This window comes from Pseudomonas tehranensis (genome assembly GCF_014268615.1).
Lineage (GTDB): Bacteria > Pseudomonadota > Gammaproteobacteria > Pseudomonadales > Pseudomonadaceae > Aquipseudomonas > Aquipseudomonas tehranensis.
Map to the genome: position 1 here is coordinate 26,021 of NZ_JABWQV010000021.1, position 19,528 is coordinate 45,548.

Genomic DNA, 19,528 nt, shown 5'->3' on the forward strand with positions numbered 1-19,528 from the left:
GATTGGTGGTGTCTGGGCAATTGCCGGTCGCGACAGATGCGACAATCAAGCGTGCCGGAATCTGACTCACGGGTTTACAATCGATGCTCCCGATCAGGAGTAACCCCGTGCTGACTCATCTCGATTCCCAAGGTCGCGCTAACATGGTCGACGTGACCGACAAGGCCGTGACGTTCCGTGAAGCCACGGCCGAGGCCTTTGTGCGCATGCTGCCCGAAACGCTGCAGATGATCGTCAGCGGTGGTCATCCCAAAGGCGATGTGTTCGCCGTTGCGCGGATTGCCGGCATTCAGGCGGCGAAAAAAACCAGTGATCTGATTCCGCTCTGCCATCCGCTGATGCTCACCAGCGTCAAGGTCGAGCTCAATGCCGAAGGCGAGGACCGGGTGCGCATCGTTGCCCGTTGCAAACTCTCGGGGCAGACCGGGGTGGAGATGGAGGCGCTCACCGCCGCCAGCGTTGCCGCGTTGACGATCTATGACATGTGCAAAGCCGTGGATCGGGGCATGACCATCGAAGGCGTGCGGGTGCTGGAGAAACTCGGCGGCAAGAGCGGCCACTTCCAGGCGGATGCGTCATGAACATTACCGTGAAGTTCTTTGCGCGTTATCGCGAAGCGTTGGGCGTTGACTCGCAGAAGGTCGAGGGTGATTTCTCCACGGTGGACGACGTTCGAGCACTGTTGGCCGCTCGTGAAGGTTTCGACGTGTTGAAAGAGCAAAACCTGATGTGCGCCCGCAACGAAGACCTGTGCCAGCTCGACGAGCCACTGGTCGATGGTGACGAAGTGGCATTCTTTCCCACCGTGACCGGAGGCTGAGCCATGGCGATTCGTGTGCAAGCCGATCCGTTCGACCCGGGCGTCGAAGTCAACGCGATGCACGCAGCCAATGTCGGCGTGGGGGCGGTGGTGAGTTTTGTCGGCTACGTGCGTGACTTCAATGACGGCCTCGATGTGTCGGGGATGTTCCTGGAGCATTACCCAGGCATGACGGAAAAAGCCTTGGGCAAGATCGCCGTCGAGGCCGAGCAGCGTTGGCCGTTGCTCAAGCTGGAGGTGTTGCACCGCATCGGCGCCCTGGAGCCGGGCGAACCGATCGTCTTCGTGGCGGCCGCCAGTGCCCATCGCCAGGCGGCATTCGACGCCTGCGCCTTTGTCATGGACTACCTCAAGACCCGCGCGCCGTTCTGGAAAAAGGAAAACACCGCTGATGGTCCGCGCTGGGTCGAAGGGCGCGCCAGTGATCATGCCGCGGCGGATCGCTGGAAGCGGTAGATAGCCTGTTAGTCATCTGGAGGCTGTGAATCCGCCTTCGCGAGCAAGCCCGCTCCCACAGGGGCCTGCGTCGAGCACAAATACGGTGTACGGCATACATTCCTGTGGGAGCGGGCTTGCTCGCGAAGGGGTCGTTAGCCTCCCATCACTTTTCCCGGTTTCCCCAATTGACGGTATGTACATTAAAGTCCAGTATGGATTTATAAGTACATAAATCCATCGCTTCACCTTTCTCTGCCAAAACCAACAACAACCCGCGCGAGATCGATCATGAAAAAACTCCCCCTCATCACCGGCCTGGCCTTGAGCCTGCTGGCCTCCAGCAGCCTGTTTGCCGCCGAAAAAACTTTGCGTATCGGCATCGAAGCGGCTTATCCGCCGTTTGCTTCCAAGACCTCCGAAGGAAAGATCGAGGGGTTTGACTATGACATTGGCAATGCGCTGTGCGCGCAGATGAAGGTCAAGTGTCAGTGGATCGAGAGCGAGTTTGACGGACTGATTCCGTCGCTCAAGGTGAAAAAAATCGACATGGCGCTGTCGTCCATGACGATCACCGAAGAGCGCAAGAAGTCGGTGGATTTTACCCACAAGTACTACTTCACCTCGTCGCGGCTGGTCATGAAGGAAGGCGCGGTGGTCGATGACCAGTACGCCAGTCTCAAAGGCAAGACCGTGGGTGTGCAGCGAGCGACTACCACCGACCGCTTCGCCACGGAAGTCTTCGAACCCAAGGGCGTGACAGTCAAGCGCTACAGCAACAACGAAGAAATCTACATGGACCTGGCGTCAGGTCGGCTGGACGCAATATTCGCCGACACCATCCCGCTGGAAGATTTCCTGTCGATGCCCCGGGGCAAGGGCTACGCGTTTGTCGGCCCGGAGCTCAAGGACCCGAAATACGTCGGTGAGGGCGCGGGTATCGCGGTACGCAAGGGCAATACCGAGCTGGTGGCGGACTTGAACAAGGCCATCGACGGGATTCGGGCCAATGGTGAGTATCAGAAAATCCAGGCCAAGTATTTCAAGTCGGATATCTACGGCGACTGATTGATCGCCATCGCGAGCAGGCTCGCTCCCACAAGAGATTTGCGTCGGACACAGTTTTTGTGTTCAACGAGATCCACTGTGGGAGCGAGCCTGCTCGCGATGAGGCCAGCCAGGCCAGGCAATACAAATCCTAGCCCTTCAATTCCTTCAAATGCTTGTACACCGTAGCCCGTCCCATGTTCAGCACATTGGCCACATAGTTGGAGGCGCTCTTGCCTTTGAAGGCGCCTTCGGCATGCAGCGCCAGCACCAGTTCGCGTTTATGGTCGCGGGTCAGCAGGTTCAGGCTCAACTGACGCTCGCGCATCCAAGCGTGGAGGAAGGTGTTGATCCGTTCCTGCCAGTCATCGCGAAACAGTGAGTCCGGCTGCGGGATCAGCTTGCCCGGCGACAGGAACAGATCCAGCGCGGCCTTGGCATTCTCGAACAGCGAAATATTCAGATTGATGCACAGCACCGCCAGCGGGCGCCCCCCTGCATCGCGCAGCACGCTGCTGAGGCTGCGGATTTTCTGCCCGTCCCAATTGAGTTTTTCGTAGGGCCCGATGTTCCGTTCGCTGATCTCTTCGCTGAGCATGTCCTCCAGGGACGAGTCATCCCCTATCACGCGCTTGGACAGGTTGTTGGCGATGTAATCGACTTTCTGCGTACGCAGGTCGTGCAGCACCACTTCGGCGTGAGGGTAGAACAGCGTGGCGATGGCGTCGGCGATGGTACGGAAATTATCCAGTGTCGGATCAGGTAGCGGGGCGTTCATGACAGGGCTCCAGGCAGCGTCAGCGCCCCGTGAAGCGGGGGCGCGCAGAAGTGTGCCGCAATCGTGGCGATGCGTCACCTGAGCGGGTTCAACCCAGGCGTGCCGGCGACAGCAGGGTGGTGCTCAGGCCGAAACGGGTCAGGGTCTCGGGCAATGGCTCGCCGCGCACCAGGGCCGCGCTGGCCTGACCCATGGCCGGGGACGTCTGGATGCCGTAGCCGCCCTGGGCCGCGACCCAGAACAACCCCGGTACCTGGGGATCGAAACCGGACAAGAGGTCGCCGTCGTGGACGAAGCTGCGCAACCCCGCCCAGGTGCGGGTCGGACGGCGGATGGTCAGGGTGGTGGCTTCTTCGATCTGGTAGATGCCCATGGCAATGTCCAGTTCTTCAGGCTGCACGTCGTGAGGTTCCACCGGATCGGCATTGGCCGGCGAGCCGAGGAACATGCCGGCGTCGGGCTTCATGTAGAACGACTCGTCGAGGCTCACCAGCATCGGCCAGTCATGAATGTCCACGCCCTCGGGGCCGGCAAAAATGAATGCCGCCCGCCGCTTGGGTTGCAGGCCCAACTTGCGTGCGCCTGCCATTTCGGCAATGTGATCGGCCCAGGCGCCGGCCGCGTTGATCACTACCGGCGCGCTGAAGGTCTGGCCAGCGGTTGCCACCTGCCACATCCCCTGATCGTCGCGGCTCAGACCCAGCACTTCTGTGTCGGTGTGCACCTGACCGCCGTTGCGGCGGATACCGCGCAGGTAGCCTTGGTGCAGCGCGTCGGTGTCGATGTCACAGGCCGTGGGGTCGTAGATTGCACCGTGCACCTTGTCCCGTCGCAGGATCGGCAGTCGCACACAGGCCTCTTCGGCGCTGAGCAGTTGCATTTGCGGCACCGTGGCCTTGGCGCTGAGGTACTGGTTGTTCAGCTCGGCCGGGTCGCCGGTGAAATCCACGGTCATTTCGCCCCGTGGGGTGAGCAGCGGGTGTTCGCAGAAACCGGCCGGCGGCGTATCGAAAAAGTCACGGCTGGCCTGGGTCAACGCCCGCACCTGGGGCGTGCCATAGGCCGCGGTGTACAGCGCCGCTGAACGCCCGGTGGAGTGATAACCCGGATGGGATTCGCGCTCGAGCACAATGACCCGACCATGGGGCGCCAGCCAGTAGCCGGTGGAAGCACCGGCGATGCCACCGCCGATGATGATGAAGTCTGCTGAGGTCATGAAGCTCTCCTGTGGAACGCGGTGCCGGGAGTTAGTACAACCTTGTGGGAGCGAGCCTGCTCGCGATGCGGTGTGTCAGACACATATATTTCTTTGATACACCACATCGCGAGCAGGCTCGCTCCCACAAGGGAAATTGGCTGTGTCAGTTGTGAAGCTGATAAAGCGCATTCGCCAGCGCAACGTCTTCCAACCCCAGGCCGATGGAGCGGAAGAACACATGGCGTGCATAGCTGGGACGCGCCACGTGTTCGCTGAGCAGTTCAGGCAGATCCCCAGCCAGGCGTGACGCGTCCCAGCCGTGCTGTTCAGCGGCAATCAGCATTTCACCGGCCGATCCTGGAGTGGTCTGACGATAGTCACAGAACACGTCCATGTCGTTGAGGCTCTGGGGTGGCACTTCGTGGGCGCGCGGAGCATTGGTGCTGATGGAGGTAATCAGCGTCGGCTTGCTCAGTGTCTGCGGATCGAGCACTGCCTTGGCGGACGAGGTGCAGAGCATCACCACATCGGCGTCGTGCAGCGCCGCTTCAAGGCTGGCAGCGATTTGCAGGCGCGGATCCAGCTCGGTGAGCGAAGCAAGCTCTTGCGCCGATTTATTTTGCAGGCTGGGGGAATAGAGGCTGATGCTTTGCCAGTCCCGCAGGCCCTTGACGTATTGCACATGAGCCTTTGCCACTGCGCCGCTGCCGATGACTGCCAAGCGCCGGGCCTGGAATGGGGCGAGGGCATCCACGGCGACGGCAGTGGTGGCTGCGGTGCGGGCGGTCGTCAGTTCGGCAGCATCGCACAGCAGCAGTGGCTGGCCGGTCTGCATCGACATCAGCAAGGTCCAGGCTGTCACCACTGGACCTTGCTCGCGCACGATATACGGTGAGGTCTTGACCCCGTAGACCTGCTCTTCAGCCAGCACGCCCAGGTAGTTGATGAAATCCCCGGCGCCTTGGGGAAACTCCACAAGTTGCTGGGGCGGTTGGACGGCCTTTCCGGCGGCAAGGTCGTGGAACAGCTTGCGTAAAATCTGCGGTACGTCGACTTGGCCGAGCAGCTCTCGGGCCTGGGCTTGGTTCATCACATAAGGCGCGCTGGGCATCGGGACTCCGGAGTGCTTGATGTAAACTGTTTTGTCTATTATGGACTTTTAGTTTGATCGAGCAATATGCCGGACAAAAAAAAGCGCAGCCACCCAGGGCTGCGCTTTTTGGCTGGTCGCGTCGGTTAAGGCCGCTTGCGCTCAACCGGACGAAGCAGGTGGGTCGGCGGGGTTTCGCAACTGATCTTTTTCCCCAGCAGCGCCTCGATGGACGGTAACTGGTAGGAATCGTCTTCGCCGGCAAAGCTGATGGACACGCCCTCGGCCCCTGCGCGACCTGTGCGCCCGATCCGGTGCACATAGTCATCCGGCACTTCCGGCAGGGTGAAGTTGATCACGTGGCTGATCCCGTCGATATGAATCCCGCGCCCGGCCACATCGGTGGCCACCAGCACACGGATCTTGCCTTCGCGAAAGCCTTCCAGCGTCTTGATGCGCTTGTGTTGCGGCACGTCACCCGACAACTGGGCGGCGTTGACGCCATCGCGCACCAGGCGCTCCTCGATACGGCGTACTTCGTCCTTGCGGTTGGCGAACACCATCACCCGCTCCCAACCGTTGTCGTTGACCAGGTTGTAGAGCAGCTTGTACTTATCGGCGCCGGCCACAGCGTAGATGTGCTGCTCGACGTTTTCGCTGGCGACGTTCAGCGCCTCGATCTCGACGATGGACGGGTCGGTGGTCCATTGCTTGGCCAGGTTCATCACGTCTTCGGTGAACGTGGCGGAAAACAGCAACGTCTGGCGTTCGCTTTTCGGCGGGGTCTGACGAATGATCTGGCGCACCTGTGGAATGAAGCCCATGTCGAGCATGCGGTCGGCTTCGTCCAGCACCATCACCTCGACCATGTCCAGGTGCACATCGCCGCGCTGGTTGAAGTCCAGCAGGCGTCCTGGCGTTGCCACCAGAATGTCGCAGTGACGGGCTTCGAGATGCTTGAGTTGCTTGTCGAAGTCCATGCCGCCGACGAACGTCATCACGTTCAGTCCGGTGTACTTGGTCAGGTCGGCGGCGTCCTTGGCGATCTGCACCACCAGTTCGCGGGTCGGGGCGATGATCAGCGCCCGTGGCTCGCCCATGTAGCGTTCTTTGGGCGGCGGGGTCTGCAGCAACTGGGTGATGATGGAAATCAGGAACGCAGCGGTCTTGCCGGTGCCGGTCTGGGCACGACCGATGGCATCTTTACCGGCGAGGGTGAACCCCAGCACCTGCGCCTGGATCGGCGTGCAGTACGGGAAGCCCAGGTCCTGGATGGCATGCATCAGTTCAGGGGCGAGTTTGAAATCATGGAAGCGGGTCTTGCCTTCCTGGGGTTCTACGACGAAATCCTCGAGCTTCCAGGCGACGGCCGGCGGTTTTGGGGCGCGCTCGCGGCGTGGCTTGGGGGCATCGTTGCGTGTCTGTTCCGGCGGAGGGGCAACAGGCGCGGTGGCCGCGTCTTTTTCTGTGTTCGCAACAGGCGGTGTCCGCTGCGGCTTTTTTTGCACCTCGGTACGGCTCGGGCTGTGGGCAGGTGCGCTGGAGCCAGGCACGAGCTGCTCGGCCTCGCTTTTACCGAACATCTTCTTGAGTGCTTTGAGCACGGTCATCTCATCGATTGGTTAAGGAATGTACGCCGGCCAGTGTAATGCAAGAAACGGGCGCGGCGTAGTGTGATCGTCAAGGGCTTGACATGTCCTTACGCCCGCTTAGCGCAGCCGCTCGCTCAGCCAGGTGCCGATGTCGCGAATCTCCTCGGGTAACACTTCATGGCCCATTGGGTATTCTTGCCATGTCACGGTGACACCATGCTGTTTCAAATACTCTTTTGCGGTCCGCCCCATGGGGTTGAGTACCACTTCGTCGTACTGGCCGTGTAGCGCCAATACCGGAATGCGCTGCTGGCTGGCCGACAATTGCAGTTCTTCGCTGAAAGTCGGTGCATAAGTGGACAGCGCGACTACGCCCCCCAATGGACCCTGCCATTTCACGAATGCGGTGTGATAGACCACCGCGCCGCCCTGGGAGAAACCTGCGAGGAAAATCCGCGAGGCGTCTATTCCAAGGGCTCGCTGGGCTTCGATCAGGTCCATGACCCGCTGCGCCGACACTTCCAGTTGCTGCTCGTCGATGGCGCGCGCGGGGCTCAGGGCGCGGATGTCGTACCAACTGGGCATGGCGTAACCGCCGTTGATGGTCACCGGCTGGGTTGGCGCTTGAGGCAGAACGAAACGTGTCGTGAGCAGGCTTTGCTGCAGCATTTCGGCCACCGGCAGAAAGTCGTAACGATCGGCGCCCAGGCCGTGGAGCCAGATGACGCACGCGTCGGCGGTGCCGCTGGGCTCGAGAATCAAGGGGTCGGTCATGGTGTGCTCCAGATCTGTGCGGGCGCGCTCATTCAGTGCGTTATTACAGTGCGGGCCCGGTGCCTCAGTTAATTAGATGTCGCAATGTTAAAAGTTTTTGTCTTGACGTGTCACATAAGGGCCAAGCGCAGCGGTGTGGTACGGCGTTTGCTTTGAGGTAGCTTGAGTGATGATTCTTACGCTGCGCGGTAACACTATCAGCTTGACGCGACGCATGGGATATCAGAAATCCGGTGATGGATGTTCGCCAATAGCCGCTACGGGCTTCGCGAACGTGAAGGGCTACAGCCCGTTCGGCCGATTGGTGAGAGATGAGTTAGGCGCCCTGTTTAAGGGCATTCTCATTATTAGACTCATAGCGAAGGTCCAGACGTCGGTTGACCCTAAAAAAAGCCAACAAGGGTCGGCAATGCCCCATAAGGGTGCGACAGGGCTCGAGCTCCGACACAACAAGAGCAAAACTGGAGGTTTGAATGAAGTTACTGAAATCCACCCTGGCCGTCGTGACTGCAGCAGCAGTGCTCGGCGTCAGCGGGTTCGCTCAGGCGGGTGCAACCCTGGATGCCGTACAGAAGAAAGGCTTTGTGCAATGTGGCGTGAGTGATGGTTTGCCGGGTTTCTCGGTCCCAGATGCCAAGGGCGTGATTCTGGGCATTGACGCGGACTTCTGCCGTGCCGTTGCTGCTGCCGTGTTTGGCGATGCGACCAAGGTGAAGTTCAGCCAGTTGAACGCCAAGGAGCGCTTCACCGCGCTGCAGTCCGGCGAAATCGACATCCTTTCGCGCAACACCACCATGACCAGTTCCCGTGATGCGGGCATGGGCCTGAAATTTCCAGGCTTCATTACCTATTACGACGGCATCGGCTTCCTGGTAAACAACAAGCTGGGCGTCAAGAGCGCCAAGGAACTGGACGGTGCAACCATCTGCATCCAGGCCGGTACCACCACCGAGCTGAACGTTTCCGACTACTTCCGTGGCAACGGCCTCAAATACACCCCGATCACCTTCGACACCTCCGATGAAAGCGCCAAGTCGCTGGAATCCGGTCGTTGCGACGTGTTGACCTCCGACAAGTCCCAGCTGTTCGCCCAGCGCAGCAAGCTGGCCGCGCCGAAGGACTACGTAGTTCTGCCGGAAACCATTTCCAAGGAACCACTGGGTCCGGTCGTGCGTAACGGCGACGACGAGTGGCTGGCCGTTGTGCGCTGGACTGGCTACGCCATGCTCAACGCCGAAGAAGCCGGCATCACTTCCAAGAACGTTGAAGCTGAAGCCAAGTCCACCAAGAACCCGGACGTCGCCCGTATGCTCGGCGCGGATGGTGAATATGGTAAGGACCTCAAGCTGCCGAAAGACTGGGTTGTCCAGATCGTCAAGCAAGTCGGCAACTATGGTGAAGTGTTCGAGAAGAACCTGGGCAAAGGCACCCCGCTGGAAATCGACCGCGGCCTGAACGCGCTGTGGACCAACGGCGGCATTCAATACGCACCACCAGTGCGCTGATGGTTCTATCACCCGGTGGGCCAACCACCGGGTGATGTTCTGTTCCATTCTTTGCGGGGCACTTCATGCAAAATTCAATCGGCGCACCTAAGCAGAGGCTTAGCCTCAGCGATCCACGCGTGCGTGCCTGGGTATTTCAGATCGTCACCATTGTGGCGGTGGTTTCACTGGGCTGGTTTCTGTTCGACAACACGCAAACCAACCTTGAGCACCGGGGCATCACCTCCGGCTTCAGCTTTCTGGAGCGCAGTGCCGGGTTCGGCATCGCTCAAACCCTGATCGACTACACCGAAGCGGACAGCTATGCCCGCGTCTTTGTCATCGGGTTGCTCAACACTCTGCTGGTGACGTTCATCGGCGTAATCCTGGCGACGATTCTCGGTTTCATTGTCGGCGTGGCCCGACTGTCGAAAAACTGGATCATCGCCAAAGTGGCAACGGTGTATGTGGAGGTTTTCCGAAACATCCCGCCACTGCTGCAGATCCTGTTCTGGTACTTCGCGGTGTTCCTGACCATGCCGGGGCCGCGCGCCGCTCATAACTTCGGCGACACCTTCTTTGTCAGCAGCCGGGGCCTGAACATGCCGGCCGCACTGGTGGCGGACGGGTTCTGGCCATTCGTGATCAGCGTCGTGCTGGCCATCGTCGCCATCGTGCTGATGACCCGCTGGGCCAACAAGCGCTTCGAAGCCACGGGCGAGCCGTTCCATAAATTCTGGGTCGGCCTGGCGTTGTTCCTGGTGATCCCGGCGCTGTGCGCCCTGGTCTTCGGTGCCCCTGTGCACTGGGAAATGCCGGAACTCAAGGGCTTCAACTTCGTTGGTGGCTGGGTGCTGATTCCCGAGTTGCTGGCATTGACTTTGGCCCTGACGGTGTACACCGCGGCGTTCATCGCCGAGATCGTGCGTTCGGGCATCAAGTCGGTCAGCCACGGCCAAACCGAAGCCGCCCATTCCCTGGGCTTGCGCAACGGTCCGACCCTGCGCAAAGTGATTATCCCGCAAGCCCTGCGCGTGATCATCCCGCCGCTGACCAGCCAATACCTGAACCTGGCGAAGAACTCCTCGCTGGCGGCCGGTATCGGTTATCCGGAAATGGTTTCGCTGTTTGCCGGTACGGTGCTGAACCAGACCGGGCAGGCGATCGAAGTGATTGCGATCACCATGAGCGTGTACCTGGCGATCAGTATCAGCATTTCCCTGCTGATGAACTGGTACAACAAGCGCATTGCGCTGATCGAGCGGTGAGGAAAAACGCGCATGACATCCCATACTTTCAAGCCTGACATGCCCCCACCGAGCAGTAGCATCGGTGTCGTGGCATGGATGCGCGCGAACATGTTCTCCAGCTGGCTCAACACCTTGCTGACGTTGTTTGCGTTCTACCTGATTTACCTGGTCGTTCCACCGATCCTCAGTTGGGCGATCCTTGATGCCAACTGGGTCGGCACCACACAGGCTGACTGCACCAAGGAGGGCGCCTGCTGGGTGTTCATCCAGCAGCGCTTTGGCCAGTTCATGTATGGCTACTATCCGACGGGACTGCGCTGGCGCGTGGACCTGACCGTGTGGTTGGCGGTCATTGGTGTGGCTCCGCTGTTCATCTCGCGCTTCCCGCGCAAAGCGGTCTACGGCCTGAGCTTCCTGGTGCTGTATCCGATCATCGCCTGGTGCCTGTTGCACGGTGGCGTGTTCGGCCTGGCCACCGTGTCGACCAGCCAATGGGGCGGCCTGATGCTGACCCTGGTCATCGCCACCGTCGGTATTGCCGGGGCTTTGCCGCTTGGCATCGTGCTGGCGTTGGGGCGGCGCTCCAACATGCCGGCGATCCGTGTGGTCTGCGTGACCTTCATCGAGTTCTGGCGCGGCGTGCCATTGATCACGGTGCTGTTCATGTCTTCGGTGATGCTGCCGCTGTTCCTGCCTGAAGGCATGAACTTCGACAAGCTGCTGCGGGCACTGATCGGCGTGATCCTGTTCCAGTCGGCGTATGTGGCTGAAGTGGTGCGTGGCGGCTTGCAAGCGATTCCCAAGGGACAGTATGAAGCGGCCGCAGCGATGGGCCTGGGCTACTGGCGCAGCATGGGGCTGGTGATTTTGCCGCAAGCCCTGAAGATGGTGATCCCGGGTATCGTCAACACCTTCATTGCGTTGTTCAAGGACACCAGCCTGGTGATCATCATCGGCCTGTTCGACCTGCTCAACAGCGTGAAACAAGCCGCCGCCGACCCGAAATGGCTGGGCATGGCCACCGAAGGCTATGTGTTCGCTGCCCTGGTGTTCTGGATTTTCTGTTTTGGTATGTCCCGCTATTCCATGCATTTGGAACGCAAGCTGGACACTGGCCACAAGCGTTAGGAGCGTAGTTTATGAGTGAAGCGATCAAACAGCCTGTGAGCCCTGAAGGCATTATTCAGATGCAGGGCGTAAACAAGTGGTACGGCCAGTTCCATGTGTTGAAAGACATCAACCTGAACGTCCAGCAGGGCGAGCGTATCGTGTTGTGCGGCCCGTCGGGTTCCGGCAAGTCCACCACTATCCGCTGCCTCAACCGTCTGGAAGAACACCAGCAGGGCCGCATCGTGGTCGATGGCGTGGAACTGACCAACGACCTCAAGCAGATCGAAGCGATCCGTCGTGAAGTCGGCATGGTGTTCCAGCACTTCAACCTGTTCCCGCACTTGACCATCCTGCAGAACTGCACCCTGGCGCCGATGTGGGTGCGCAAGATGCCCAAGCGCAAGGCCGAGGAAATCGCCATGCATTATCTGGAGCGCGTGCGCATTCCAGAGCAGGCGCACAAATACCCGGGCCAGCTCTCTGGCGGTCAGCAGCAGCGTGTGGCCATCGCCCGTGCCCTGTGCATGAAACCGAAAATCATGCTGTTCGACGAACCGACTTCGGCACTCGACCCGGAAATGGTGAAAGAGGTTCTGGACACCATGATCGGTTTGGCCGAAGACGGTATGACCATGCTCTGCGTGACCCACGAAATGGGCTTTGCCCGCACCGTGGCCAACCGTGTGATCTTCATGGACAAGGGTGAAATCGTCGAACAGGCCGCGCCGAACGACTTCTTCGACAACCCGCAGAACGACCGCACCAAGCTGTTCCTGAGCCAGATTCTGCATTGATCCGGCCTTAGGCATTGAAATAGACCCGGACTTGTCCGGGTTTATTTTTTCCTGGTATTCAGGGTGTCAGAACGGTTTCCTGTTCCGGATGACGGGTAGCCAACAACTGCTTCAAATCGGTGCCCTCGCTCAGTGCGAGTACCTCCGCCATCAGATGGGGGTGGCGGTCGAGCAGACGCATCAGCGTGAACAGTGGTTGCGGTGGGGTGATTTCGCCACGCTCGTAACGGGAAAAGGCGTTGTGTCCGCCGCCAGACAGCAGCTTCACCGCTTCTTTCTGCGTGAGGTGCAGTTTGCGGCGGATGCGTTTCATCTCCGCCCCCATCGCCTGGGCGCAATCTTCGAGCAACTGATCGCTCACGCGGGAATAACGTTGCGCGCTGTCGGTGTCGTGATCAAATTCGATTTCACCGCAAACCCGGCACTCCCACCCGGCGATGTCGTGCACCTGCCGTGCTACCTGCTTGTAGTCGATGGTAAAGCTGCGGCCCTCAAAGTGTTGCATGGCGTCTTGAGTGCCGCAGTTGACACATTGCTGCGTTTTCATTGGTCCTTCTCCTTGAAGGAGACTACCGGGTGCCCACCGCCAGGGCGGTAGGTCACCTTGATGTAAATCTCCCGATCCTGAAATGTTGTGTGATAAACGTCCTGCCAGACTCGATGATCGACGTAGGTCGTCATCGATTTGTGCAACATCCTGTACTCCAGCGAGGCAATGATTCGCAGCATCCGGGCAGTGTTTAGCGACATTTTTCGAGCGCCTTGCTGAGCGCTCATAGTAAATGCCTTGCTCCCCAGCCTGAGGACTTCGGCCTTGACCACTGCCAGGTCGTAGTGAGGTGTGCTCTTTTCCATAGAACTGTATGCCTTGTCCTTAAAGTTACCCTCAAAGGGTAATTTTGACCAATCGAAAATTTCGTTCCTTTTCCCTCACATTGACCTTAGGCGGTTGCCGTCCTACAAGAAGCTGACTAACCTGTCAGAAAAATCAACCTGTGCTGCCGACCCCTGCGCTCAGCGAATGCTATCGCTGCTTCTCCAGCGTCAACGGTGCGCAGTTGCGCCAGAGCCTTAACTTCGTTGCGCGTCATCTACCTGTGTTCGATCTGCACATCGAATCCTCGGCGCTGTCCAAGAGCAGTCCCGGCAGTGGGCCAAGGCCCTCCGTCGACAGTTGATCAATGAACCCTGAACCAGAGCTTTTCCATGTCCCGCGATACGCTTGACCGCAGCACCCCGACGACACCCAGACGCGCCGCAGAGCTTGAAGAACTGTTGATCGACGCCGAGGCCGATGACGAACAGGCCCAGCAACCCCATCCCGTGTTGCGCAGGCCCTGGCTGTTGTTGCTCGGACTGATCCTGGTTGCACTGAACCTGCGTCCGGCGCTGTCGAGCATGGCCCCGTTGCTTAGCGAAGTTTCAAGAAGCCTTGGTTTGTCGGCTGCCCAAGCCGGCTTGCTGACTACGCTGCCCGTACTTTGCCTGGGCCTGTTCGCACCGCTGGCGCCGGTGCTGGCGAGGCGCTTTGGCGCCGAGCGCGTGGTGCTGGGGATCTTGCTGGCTCTGGCCGGCGGGGTCATCTTGCGCAGTTCTTTCGGTCAGGTAGGCCTGTTTGCTGGCAGCATCCTGGCCGGTGCGAGCATTGGTGTGATCGGTGTGCTGTTGCCGGGCATCGTCAAGCGTGACTTCGCCAAACACGCCGGCACCATGACCGGCGTCTACACCATGGCGCTGTGCCTGGGTGCGGCAATGGCGGCCGGGGCCACGGTGCCGTTGAGCGAGCATCTGGATCACAGTTGGGCGATGGGCCTGGGTTTCTGGGTGGTGCCGGCGCTGCTGGCCGCAGTGTTCTGGCTGCCGCAAGTGGGCCCGAAACACGGTGCGCATCAGGTGGCGTATCGGGTTCGTGGTTTGCTGCGTGATCCGTTGGCCTGGCAGGTGACGTTGTACATGGGGCTGCAGTCGTCACTGGCCTACATCGTGTTCGGGTGGCTGCCGTCGATCCTCATTGGCCGTGGCCTGACGCCGACCCACGCCGGGCTGGTGTTGTCCGGCTCGGTCATTGTGCAACTGATCAGTTCCCTGGCCGCGCCCTGGCTGGCGACCCGGGGCAAGGATCAGCGCCTGGCCATTGTGATTGTCATGCTCATGACCCTCGGCGGGCTGTTCGGGTGCCTTTATGCGCCTATCGATGGCTTGTGGGGCTGGGCGATCCTGCTGGGGTTGGGGCAGGGCGCCACGTTCAGTCTGGCACTGACGCTGATCGTGCTGCGTTCGCGGGACGCCCATGTGGCCGCGAACCTTTCCAGCATGGCCCAAGGGTTTGGCTACACATTGGCGTCCATGGGGCCGTTCGCGGTCGGAGTGGTCCACGACTGGACCGGCGGCTGGAGTGCCCTGGGCTGGATCTTCGGCGTGATTGGCCTGGGTGCGATCATTGCGGGCATCGGGGCCGGCCGGGCGCTATACGTTGGGGTCAGCAGCGAAAGAGTCAGCGATCTTCGCTGATGCTATTTTCGTGGCGAATGACGATAGTGTTCCTCGCCAGAGCAGATTATCGTGCAGCTCTACTGAAGATTTCCGGAGCTTGTTCATGAGTGATGCCCACAACGCCTTGATCACCCGCTTCTATCAGGCCTTCCAGCGCCTGGATGCCGACGCCATGAGCGCCTGCTACACCGACGATGTGGTGTTCAGCGACCCGGCGTTCGGCGAACTGCGCGGGCGTGATGCCGGCGACATGTGGCGCATGCTTACCACTCGGGCCAAGGATTTTTCCCTGACCTTCGATAACGTGCGCAGCGATGAGCGTACCGGCGGCGCCCACTGGGTGGCGACTTACCTGTTCAGCCAGACCGGCAACACCGTGATCAATGACATTCAGGCGCGATTCGTGTTTCGCGACGGCAAGATTTGCGAGCACCATGACAGCTTTGATCTGTGGCGCTGGTCTCGCCAGGCGCTGGGCACCAAGGGCCTGCTGCTGGGCTGGACGCCTCTGGTGCGCAATGCCGTCAGGGCCCAGGCCCTCAAGGGGCTGCGGGCGTTCCAGGCCAGTCGCTGATAAGATCGCGGCTTGTTTCCTAGACACCTGCTGAACATCCTGTGACGACCGCCAAGCCATCTTCCGACCTGCCAGGGCACGCTGCAGCCGAACCGGGAAAACCCTGGTTCGTCTACCTGGTGCGGGCCGCCAACGGATCGCTGTACTGCGGCATCAGCGATGACCCGGTGCGACGTTTTGCCAAGCATCAAAGCGGCAAAGGCGCGCGTTTTTTTCTTTCCAGCCCGGCGGTGGCGCTGGTGTATACCGAAGCCTGCCGCGATAAGGGTGAAGCCTTGCGTCAGGAGCGGCTGATCAAGAAACTCAAGAAAAGCGCCAAGGAATGCCTGGTGGCGAGTGCATCGTTGCTCCATCAACCCCACTGATACGTCTCCATCAGGAGGGTAGGCTGTCTGACCCTGGCACGCTAAGCTGCAGCACTTCCTCCCTGCAATGGCGAACCTCATGTCAGAGTTGATTCTTCATCATTACCCGACGTCTCCCTTCGCTGAGAAAGCCCGTTTGCTGCTGGGTTTCAAGGGGCTGTCCTGGCGTTCGGTGCATATCCCGCCGATGATGCCCAAGCCCGACTTGACGGCACTGACGGGTGGCTACCGCAAAACCCCGGTGCTGCAGATCGGCGCTGATGTTTATTGCGACACGTCGCTGATCGCCCGCCGACTGGAACAGGAAAAAACCTCGCCGGCGCTGTTTCCCGAAGGCCGGGAGATGATTGCAGCGTCTTTTGCCGCATGGGCCGATTCGGTGGTGTTCCAGCATGCGGTGAGCCTGGTGTTCCAGCCTGAGTCGGTGGCGGTACGTTTCGCCAAGCTACCGCCCGAAGCGATCAAGGCATTCATCGCCGACCGCGCCGGGCTGTTCAGCGGCGGCACGAGCACACGCTTGTCCGCCGAACAGGCCAAGCATCAATGGCCAACGATCATGGCGCGCCTGGAGCAACAATTGCAGCGCGAGGAAGGGGACTTTTTGCTGGGTGATCCTTCGATTGCCGACTTCGCCATGGCTCACCCGCTGTGGTTTCTTAAAGGCACGCCGGTGACTTCGCCGCTGGTAGACGCCTACCCGGCGATTTCGGCATGGCTGGCGCGAGTGCTGGGTTTCGGCCACGGTGCGCCGAATCAGATGAGTTCCGAAGAGGCCCTGGAAGTCGCCCGCAACGCGACGCCGGCAGCGCTGCCGGAGGAGTCGTTCGAAGAGCCGAACGGGTTTGCATTGGGGCAGCGTGTGACCATCGCCGCGACCGATTATGGCGTCGATCCAGTGGCCGGGGAGTTGCTGTTTGCCGGTCGCGAAGAGCTGATCCTGCGTCGCGAAGACGCGCTTGGCGGGGTGGTGCATGTGCACTTTCCGCGGCTGGGTTTTCAATTATCAACTTGATAAGAAGGTCAGACGCTCGATTAAAGTCGATCTGTCGCCCGGAGCAGGCAATACCGGGCGTTTACTCCAGAAGAGAACACACGATATTACAGCTCGCAGAGAACCAGGTGTGGCGCATTGGGAGGAATAAGGCCTTGCAGGTCGAAGATCGTTGTGGCGCGGCTGATTGCATCGCTCGTGCTGCTCCCGTTGAAAACGGTGGTGGTCTGTATCACGGTTTGGTTCGGTGGCAGGAAGAGTTGGCAGGTGTATTGCGCGGCAGAGGCGGAACCGGCGTAGATCGCAATGAAAGACAACACCAGGGCGCGTTGGATGATTTTTATAACGCGGTTTTGGGCTGGGTAGCACTGTATCGAGCTCATTTTATATGCTCCGTCTGTTCAGGCGTTCTCGCAAGAGGTTCGGCTCAGCGATGGATTCGGCTGAGGGGCATATATAAAAATGAACGCTATTTCAGGCATTGATACTGTAGGAGTTGACAGTCCCGATCAACGGGCGCTTACCGTCTACCCAGGGCTTGCGCGCGATGAGGCCATCAGAACTATAAAGCGGACAACGCCTTGAGAATGTTCTCTGGTTCATACCCACGAATCAACGTGCCATTGACCTCCAGGATCGGAATCCCCCGCCCACCCAGCGCCTCATAGGCCTTGCGCGCCTGCGCATCCTTCTCGATATCGAACTCGCGATAGGGCACGCCTTTTTCATCCAGGAACCGCCGTGTGGCCTTGCAGTAACCGCACCAGTCGGTGGCATACAGCACGACCCGGGCATCGGCCCGGATCTGTTCAGGCAGCATTTGCGAGGGGTTGAACACCCGTTCGATTTTGCCCCAGTTCTGGTACGCCACAATCACCAGAACAATCAGCAGGAATTTCTTGAGTACCTTTCCAAGCATCAATTGCGGCGCTTGAGCTGATCGGTCAGCGCCGTGGGCAGGCCCTTGATGATCAGCGTGCCGGCTTCTTCGTCATATTCGATCTTGGAGCCCAGCAGGTGGGCTTCGAAGCTGATGGACAAGCCTTCGGCGCGGCCGGTGAAGCGGCGGAACTGGTTGAGGGTGCGTTTATCCGCTGGAATCTCCGGCGACAGGCCATAGTCCTTGTTGCGGATGTGGTCGTAGAAGGCTTTCGGGCGATCTTCGTCGATCAGTTCGGACAGTTCTTCCAGGCCCATCGGCTCGCCGAGCTTGGCCTGGCTGCTGGCGTAATCCACCAGGGTCTTGGTTTTCTCCCGGGCATCGTCTTCGGGCAGGTCTTCGCTTTCGACGAAGTCACTGAAGGCCTTGAGCAGGGTACGGGTTTCGCCGGGGCCGTCGACGCCTTCCTGGCAGCCGATGAAGTCGCGGAAATACTCCGAGACCTTCTTGCCGTTCTTACCTTTGATGAACGAGATGTACTGCCTGGACTGTTTGTTGTTCTGCCATTCCGACACATTGATCCGCGCTGCCAGGTGCAGTTGGCCCAGATCAAGGTGACGGGACGGGGTCACGTCCAGCTCGTCGGTGACCGCCACGCCTTCGCTGTGGTGCAGCAGGGCGATCGCCAGGTAATCGGTCATGCCCTGTTGATAATGGGCAAACAGCACGTGGCCGCCCACCGACAGGTTGGACTCTTCCATCAGCTTTTGCAGGTGCTCCACCGCCACGCGACTGAATGCGGTGAAATCCTTGCCACCCTCGAGATACTCCTTCAGCCAGCCGCTGAACGGGTGCGCCCCGGACTCGGCATGGAAGAAACCCCAGGCCTTGCCTTGTTTGGCGTTGTAGCTCTCATTGAGGTCGGCGAGCATGTTCTCGATGGCTGTGGACTCGCTCAGCTCGGAGTCACGGGCATGGAGCACGGCGGGCGTGCCGTCGGGTTTTTTGTCGATCAGGTGGACGATGCAATGACGGATCGGCATGGATTTCTCGGCTGATAGAAGAGAGGAGGGCGCGCTCCCCCCAAAAGGCCCAGTGTACCGCAATCACTGGTTTTGGAACCCTGCAAAGCCCCTTTCAGACCCGTCCGACACGCCATATGCATTTTTTTACCGTTTTAGCGCAAGAAAGCTGACCAAATGGGTAGCTAGAGGCGGATATTTCACAGGCGTTGTGCTAGTTTTGCCCGGTCTTACGCGAAGTCACTGCGTTAAGCGTGCATTCAGCATTTGTCAGGTCGAACCAAACCCGGTTTTCGGCATCTATTACCCCGATCCGTCGTGGTGATTACCGAGGGTGTCTGATCCTCTGAGATCGGGCTCGATGGCTGACACTGCACTCTGCAATCCATATGAATTTGATAGGGAAGGAACACTACATGGCTCTTACTAAAGACCAACTGATCGCTGACATCGCTGAAGCTATCGACGCGCCAAAAACTACTGCGCGTAACGCTTTGGACCAACTGGGTCAGATCGTTGCCGATCAGCTGGAAAATGGCGGCGAAATCACCTTGCCAGGCATCGGCAAGCTGAAAGTCACCGAGCGTCCTGCCCGCACCGGCCGCAACCCTTCGACTGGCGCAGCCATCGAAATCGCTGCCAAGAAAGTTGTTAAGTTCGTGCCAGCCAAAGCGCTGAACGACGGCATCAACAAGTAAGATCGCGTTCAAAAGAAAACCGTGCGGCGGAGTGATCCGGGCACGGTTTTTTGTTGCCCTGAATAAAGTGGCCTGTGGCGAGGGGATAAGTCCCTCATGGTGCGGCTTTTGTGGCGAGGGAGCTTGCTCCCGC

General features: G+C 59.6%; 23 protein-coding genes and 1 pseudogene. 14 read left to right on the plus strand and 10 right to left on the minus strand.

Annotation, left to right across the window (positions count from 1 at the left end):
- Positions 1-107: 107 nt before the first annotated feature.
- The 4 genes from moaC (at position 108) to HU811_RS06705 (ending at position 2,323) form a co-directional block, all read left to right on the plus strand.
- On the plus strand, positions 108-581 hold the full coding sequence (gene moaC / locus HU811_RS06690; protein WP_047228850.1) for a cyclic pyranopterin monophosphate synthase MoaC: 474 nt from the start codon (positions 108-110) through the stop codon (positions 579-581).
- Complete coding sequence (locus HU811_RS06695; protein ID WP_092393710.1) at positions 578-820, plus strand: MoaD/ThiS family protein; 243 nt, start codon at positions 578-580, stop codon at positions 818-820. Before moaC ends, HU811_RS06695 begins: the two co-directional genes overlap by 4 nt.
- A 3-nt stretch (positions 821-823) precedes the next feature.
- The gene (gene moaE, locus HU811_RS06700) at positions 824-1,276 is read left to right on the plus strand and encodes a molybdopterin synthase catalytic subunit MoaE (protein ID WP_092393707.1); all 453 of its coding nucleotides are present in this window, start codon (positions 824-826) and stop codon (positions 1,274-1,276) included.
- Positions 1,277-1,546: 270 nt separating this feature from the next.
- Positions 1,547-2,323, plus strand: a complete 777-nt coding sequence (locus HU811_RS06705; protein ID WP_092393704.1) for an ABC transporter substrate-binding protein — start codon at positions 1,547-1,549, stop codon at positions 2,321-2,323.
- 130 nt (positions 2,324-2,453) lie between these two features.
- Here HU811_RS06705 and HU811_RS06710 read toward each other — a convergent pair whose 3' ends face one another.
- The 5 genes from HU811_RS06710 to HU811_RS06730 all read right to left on the minus strand — a co-directional run bounded on the left by HU811_RS06710 (position 2,454) and on the right by HU811_RS06730 (position 7,734).
- Positions 2,454-3,080: a helix-turn-helix transcriptional regulator gene (locus HU811_RS06710; protein WP_092393701.1), complete on the minus strand. Its 627-nt coding sequence runs from the start codon at positions 3,078-3,080 to the stop codon at positions 2,454-2,456.
- 88 nt (positions 3,081-3,168) lie between these two features.
- Positions 3,169-4,296: an NAD(P)/FAD-dependent oxidoreductase gene (locus HU811_RS06715; protein WP_186654804.1), complete on the minus strand. Its 1,128-nt coding sequence runs from the start codon at positions 4,294-4,296 to the stop codon at positions 3,169-3,171.
- A 145-nt stretch (positions 4,297-4,441) separates the two neighbouring features.
- A complete protein-coding gene (locus tag HU811_RS06720) occupies positions 4,442-5,389 on the minus strand; it encodes an ornithine cyclodeaminase family protein (protein WP_186654806.1) in 948 nt (315 codons plus the stop codon).
- 125 nt (positions 5,390-5,514) lie between these two features.
- Positions 5,515-6,978, minus strand: coding sequence for an ATP-dependent RNA helicase RhlB (gene rhlB / locus HU811_RS06725; RefSeq protein ID WP_092393691.1), 1,464 nt, complete (start codon positions 6,976-6,978; stop codon positions 5,515-5,517).
- A gap of 99 nt (positions 6,979-7,077) precedes the next feature.
- Positions 7,078-7,734, minus strand: a complete 657-nt coding sequence (locus tag HU811_RS06730) for an alpha/beta hydrolase (protein ID WP_186654807.1) — start codon at positions 7,732-7,734, stop codon at positions 7,078-7,080.
- 473 nt (positions 7,735-8,207) lie between these two features.
- Between HU811_RS06730 and HU811_RS06735 the strand changes: the two genes are divergently transcribed.
- The 4 genes from HU811_RS06735 (at position 8,208) to HU811_RS06750 (ending at position 12,372) form a co-directional block, all read left to right on the plus strand.
- On the plus strand, positions 8,208-9,239 hold the full coding sequence (locus HU811_RS06735; RefSeq protein WP_092393685.1) for an amino acid ABC transporter substrate-binding protein: 1,032 nt from the start codon (positions 8,208-8,210) through the stop codon (positions 9,237-9,239).
- A gap of 65 nt (positions 9,240-9,304) precedes the next feature.
- Entirely contained in the window at positions 9,305-10,486 is a 1,182-nt protein-coding gene (locus HU811_RS06740) for an amino acid ABC transporter permease (protein ID WP_047228860.1), read from the plus strand.
- A 12-nt stretch (positions 10,487-10,498) separates the two neighbouring features.
- A complete protein-coding gene (locus HU811_RS06745) occupies positions 10,499-11,596 on the plus strand; it encodes an amino acid ABC transporter permease (protein WP_092393681.1) in 1,098 nt (365 codons plus the stop codon).
- An 11-nt stretch (positions 11,597-11,607) separates the two neighbouring features.
- Positions 11,608-12,372, plus strand: a complete 765-nt coding sequence (locus HU811_RS06750) for an amino acid ABC transporter ATP-binding protein (protein ID WP_047228862.1) — start codon at positions 11,608-11,610, stop codon at positions 12,370-12,372.
- A 58-nt stretch (positions 12,373-12,430) separates the two neighbouring features.
- Here HU811_RS06750 and HU811_RS06755 read toward each other — a convergent pair whose 3' ends face one another.
- Positions 12,431-12,919, minus strand: a complete 489-nt coding sequence (locus HU811_RS06755) for a type II toxin-antitoxin system MqsA family antitoxin (protein ID WP_092393678.1) — start codon at positions 12,917-12,919, stop codon at positions 12,431-12,433.
- Positions 12,916-13,227 carry a type II toxin-antitoxin system MqsR family toxin gene (locus tag HU811_RS06760; protein WP_092393675.1) on the minus strand — a complete coding sequence of 104 codons (312 nt, stop codon included), beginning with the start codon at positions 13,225-13,227 and terminating at the stop codon, positions 12,916-12,918. Before HU811_RS06760 ends, HU811_RS06755 begins: the two co-directional genes overlap by 4 nt.
- 152 nt (positions 13,228-13,379) lie before the next feature.
- On the opposite strand from HU811_RS06760, the pseudogene HU811_RS06765 reads away from it, so the two are divergent.
- The 5 genes and pseudogenes from HU811_RS06765 to HU811_RS06785 form a co-directional block, all read left to right on the plus strand.
- Positions 13,380-13,564: pseudogene (locus HU811_RS06765) on the plus strand (GntR family transcriptional regulator); the annotation flags it as partial.
- A 14-nt stretch (positions 13,565-13,578) separates the two neighbouring features.
- Complete coding sequence (locus tag HU811_RS06770; protein ID WP_186654808.1) at positions 13,579-14,883, plus strand: CynX/NimT family MFS transporter; 1,305 nt, start codon at positions 13,579-13,581, stop codon at positions 14,881-14,883.
- An 85-nt stretch (positions 14,884-14,968) separates the two neighbouring features.
- Positions 14,969-15,439, plus strand: a complete 471-nt coding sequence (locus HU811_RS06775; protein ID WP_186654810.1) for a nuclear transport factor 2 family protein — start codon at positions 14,969-14,971, stop codon at positions 15,437-15,439.
- Positions 15,440-15,480: 41 nt separating this feature from the next.
- Positions 15,481-15,804: a GIY-YIG nuclease family protein gene (locus tag HU811_RS06780; RefSeq protein WP_186654811.1), complete on the plus strand. Its 324-nt coding sequence runs from the start codon at positions 15,481-15,483 to the stop codon at positions 15,802-15,804.
- Between the two features lie 79 nt (positions 15,805-15,883).
- Positions 15,884-16,816, plus strand: coding sequence for a glutathione S-transferase family protein (locus HU811_RS06785; protein WP_186654812.1), 933 nt, complete (start codon positions 15,884-15,886; stop codon positions 16,814-16,816).
- Positions 16,817-16,902: 86 nt separating this feature from the next.
- Here the strand turns inward: HU811_RS06785 and HU811_RS06790 are convergent, their stop codons facing one another.
- The 3 genes from HU811_RS06790 to yejK all read right to left on the minus strand — a co-directional run bounded on the left by HU811_RS06790 (position 16,903) and on the right by yejK (position 18,718).
- Positions 16,903-17,178 carry a hypothetical protein gene (locus tag HU811_RS06790; protein ID WP_186654815.1) on the minus strand — a complete coding sequence of 92 codons (276 nt, stop codon included), beginning with the start codon at positions 17,176-17,178 and terminating at the stop codon, positions 16,903-16,905.
- A 179-nt stretch (positions 17,179-17,357) separates the two neighbouring features.
- Positions 17,358-17,714, minus strand: coding sequence for a glutaredoxin family protein (locus HU811_RS06795; protein WP_092393657.1), 357 nt, complete (start codon positions 17,712-17,714; stop codon positions 17,358-17,360).
- Complete coding sequence (yejK, locus tag HU811_RS06800; RefSeq protein ID WP_092393654.1) at positions 17,714-18,718, minus strand: nucleoid-associated protein YejK; 1,005 nt, start codon at positions 18,716-18,718, stop codon at positions 17,714-17,716. Before yejK ends, HU811_RS06795 begins: the two co-directional genes overlap by 1 nt.
- A gap of 395 nt (positions 18,719-19,113) precedes the next feature.
- On the opposite strand from yejK, the gene HU811_RS06805 reads away from it, so the two are divergent.
- Positions 19,114-19,395, plus strand: a complete 282-nt coding sequence (locus tag HU811_RS06805) for an HU family DNA-binding protein (protein WP_092393651.1) — start codon at positions 19,114-19,116, stop codon at positions 19,393-19,395.
- Positions 19,396-19,528: the final 133 nt, after the last annotated feature.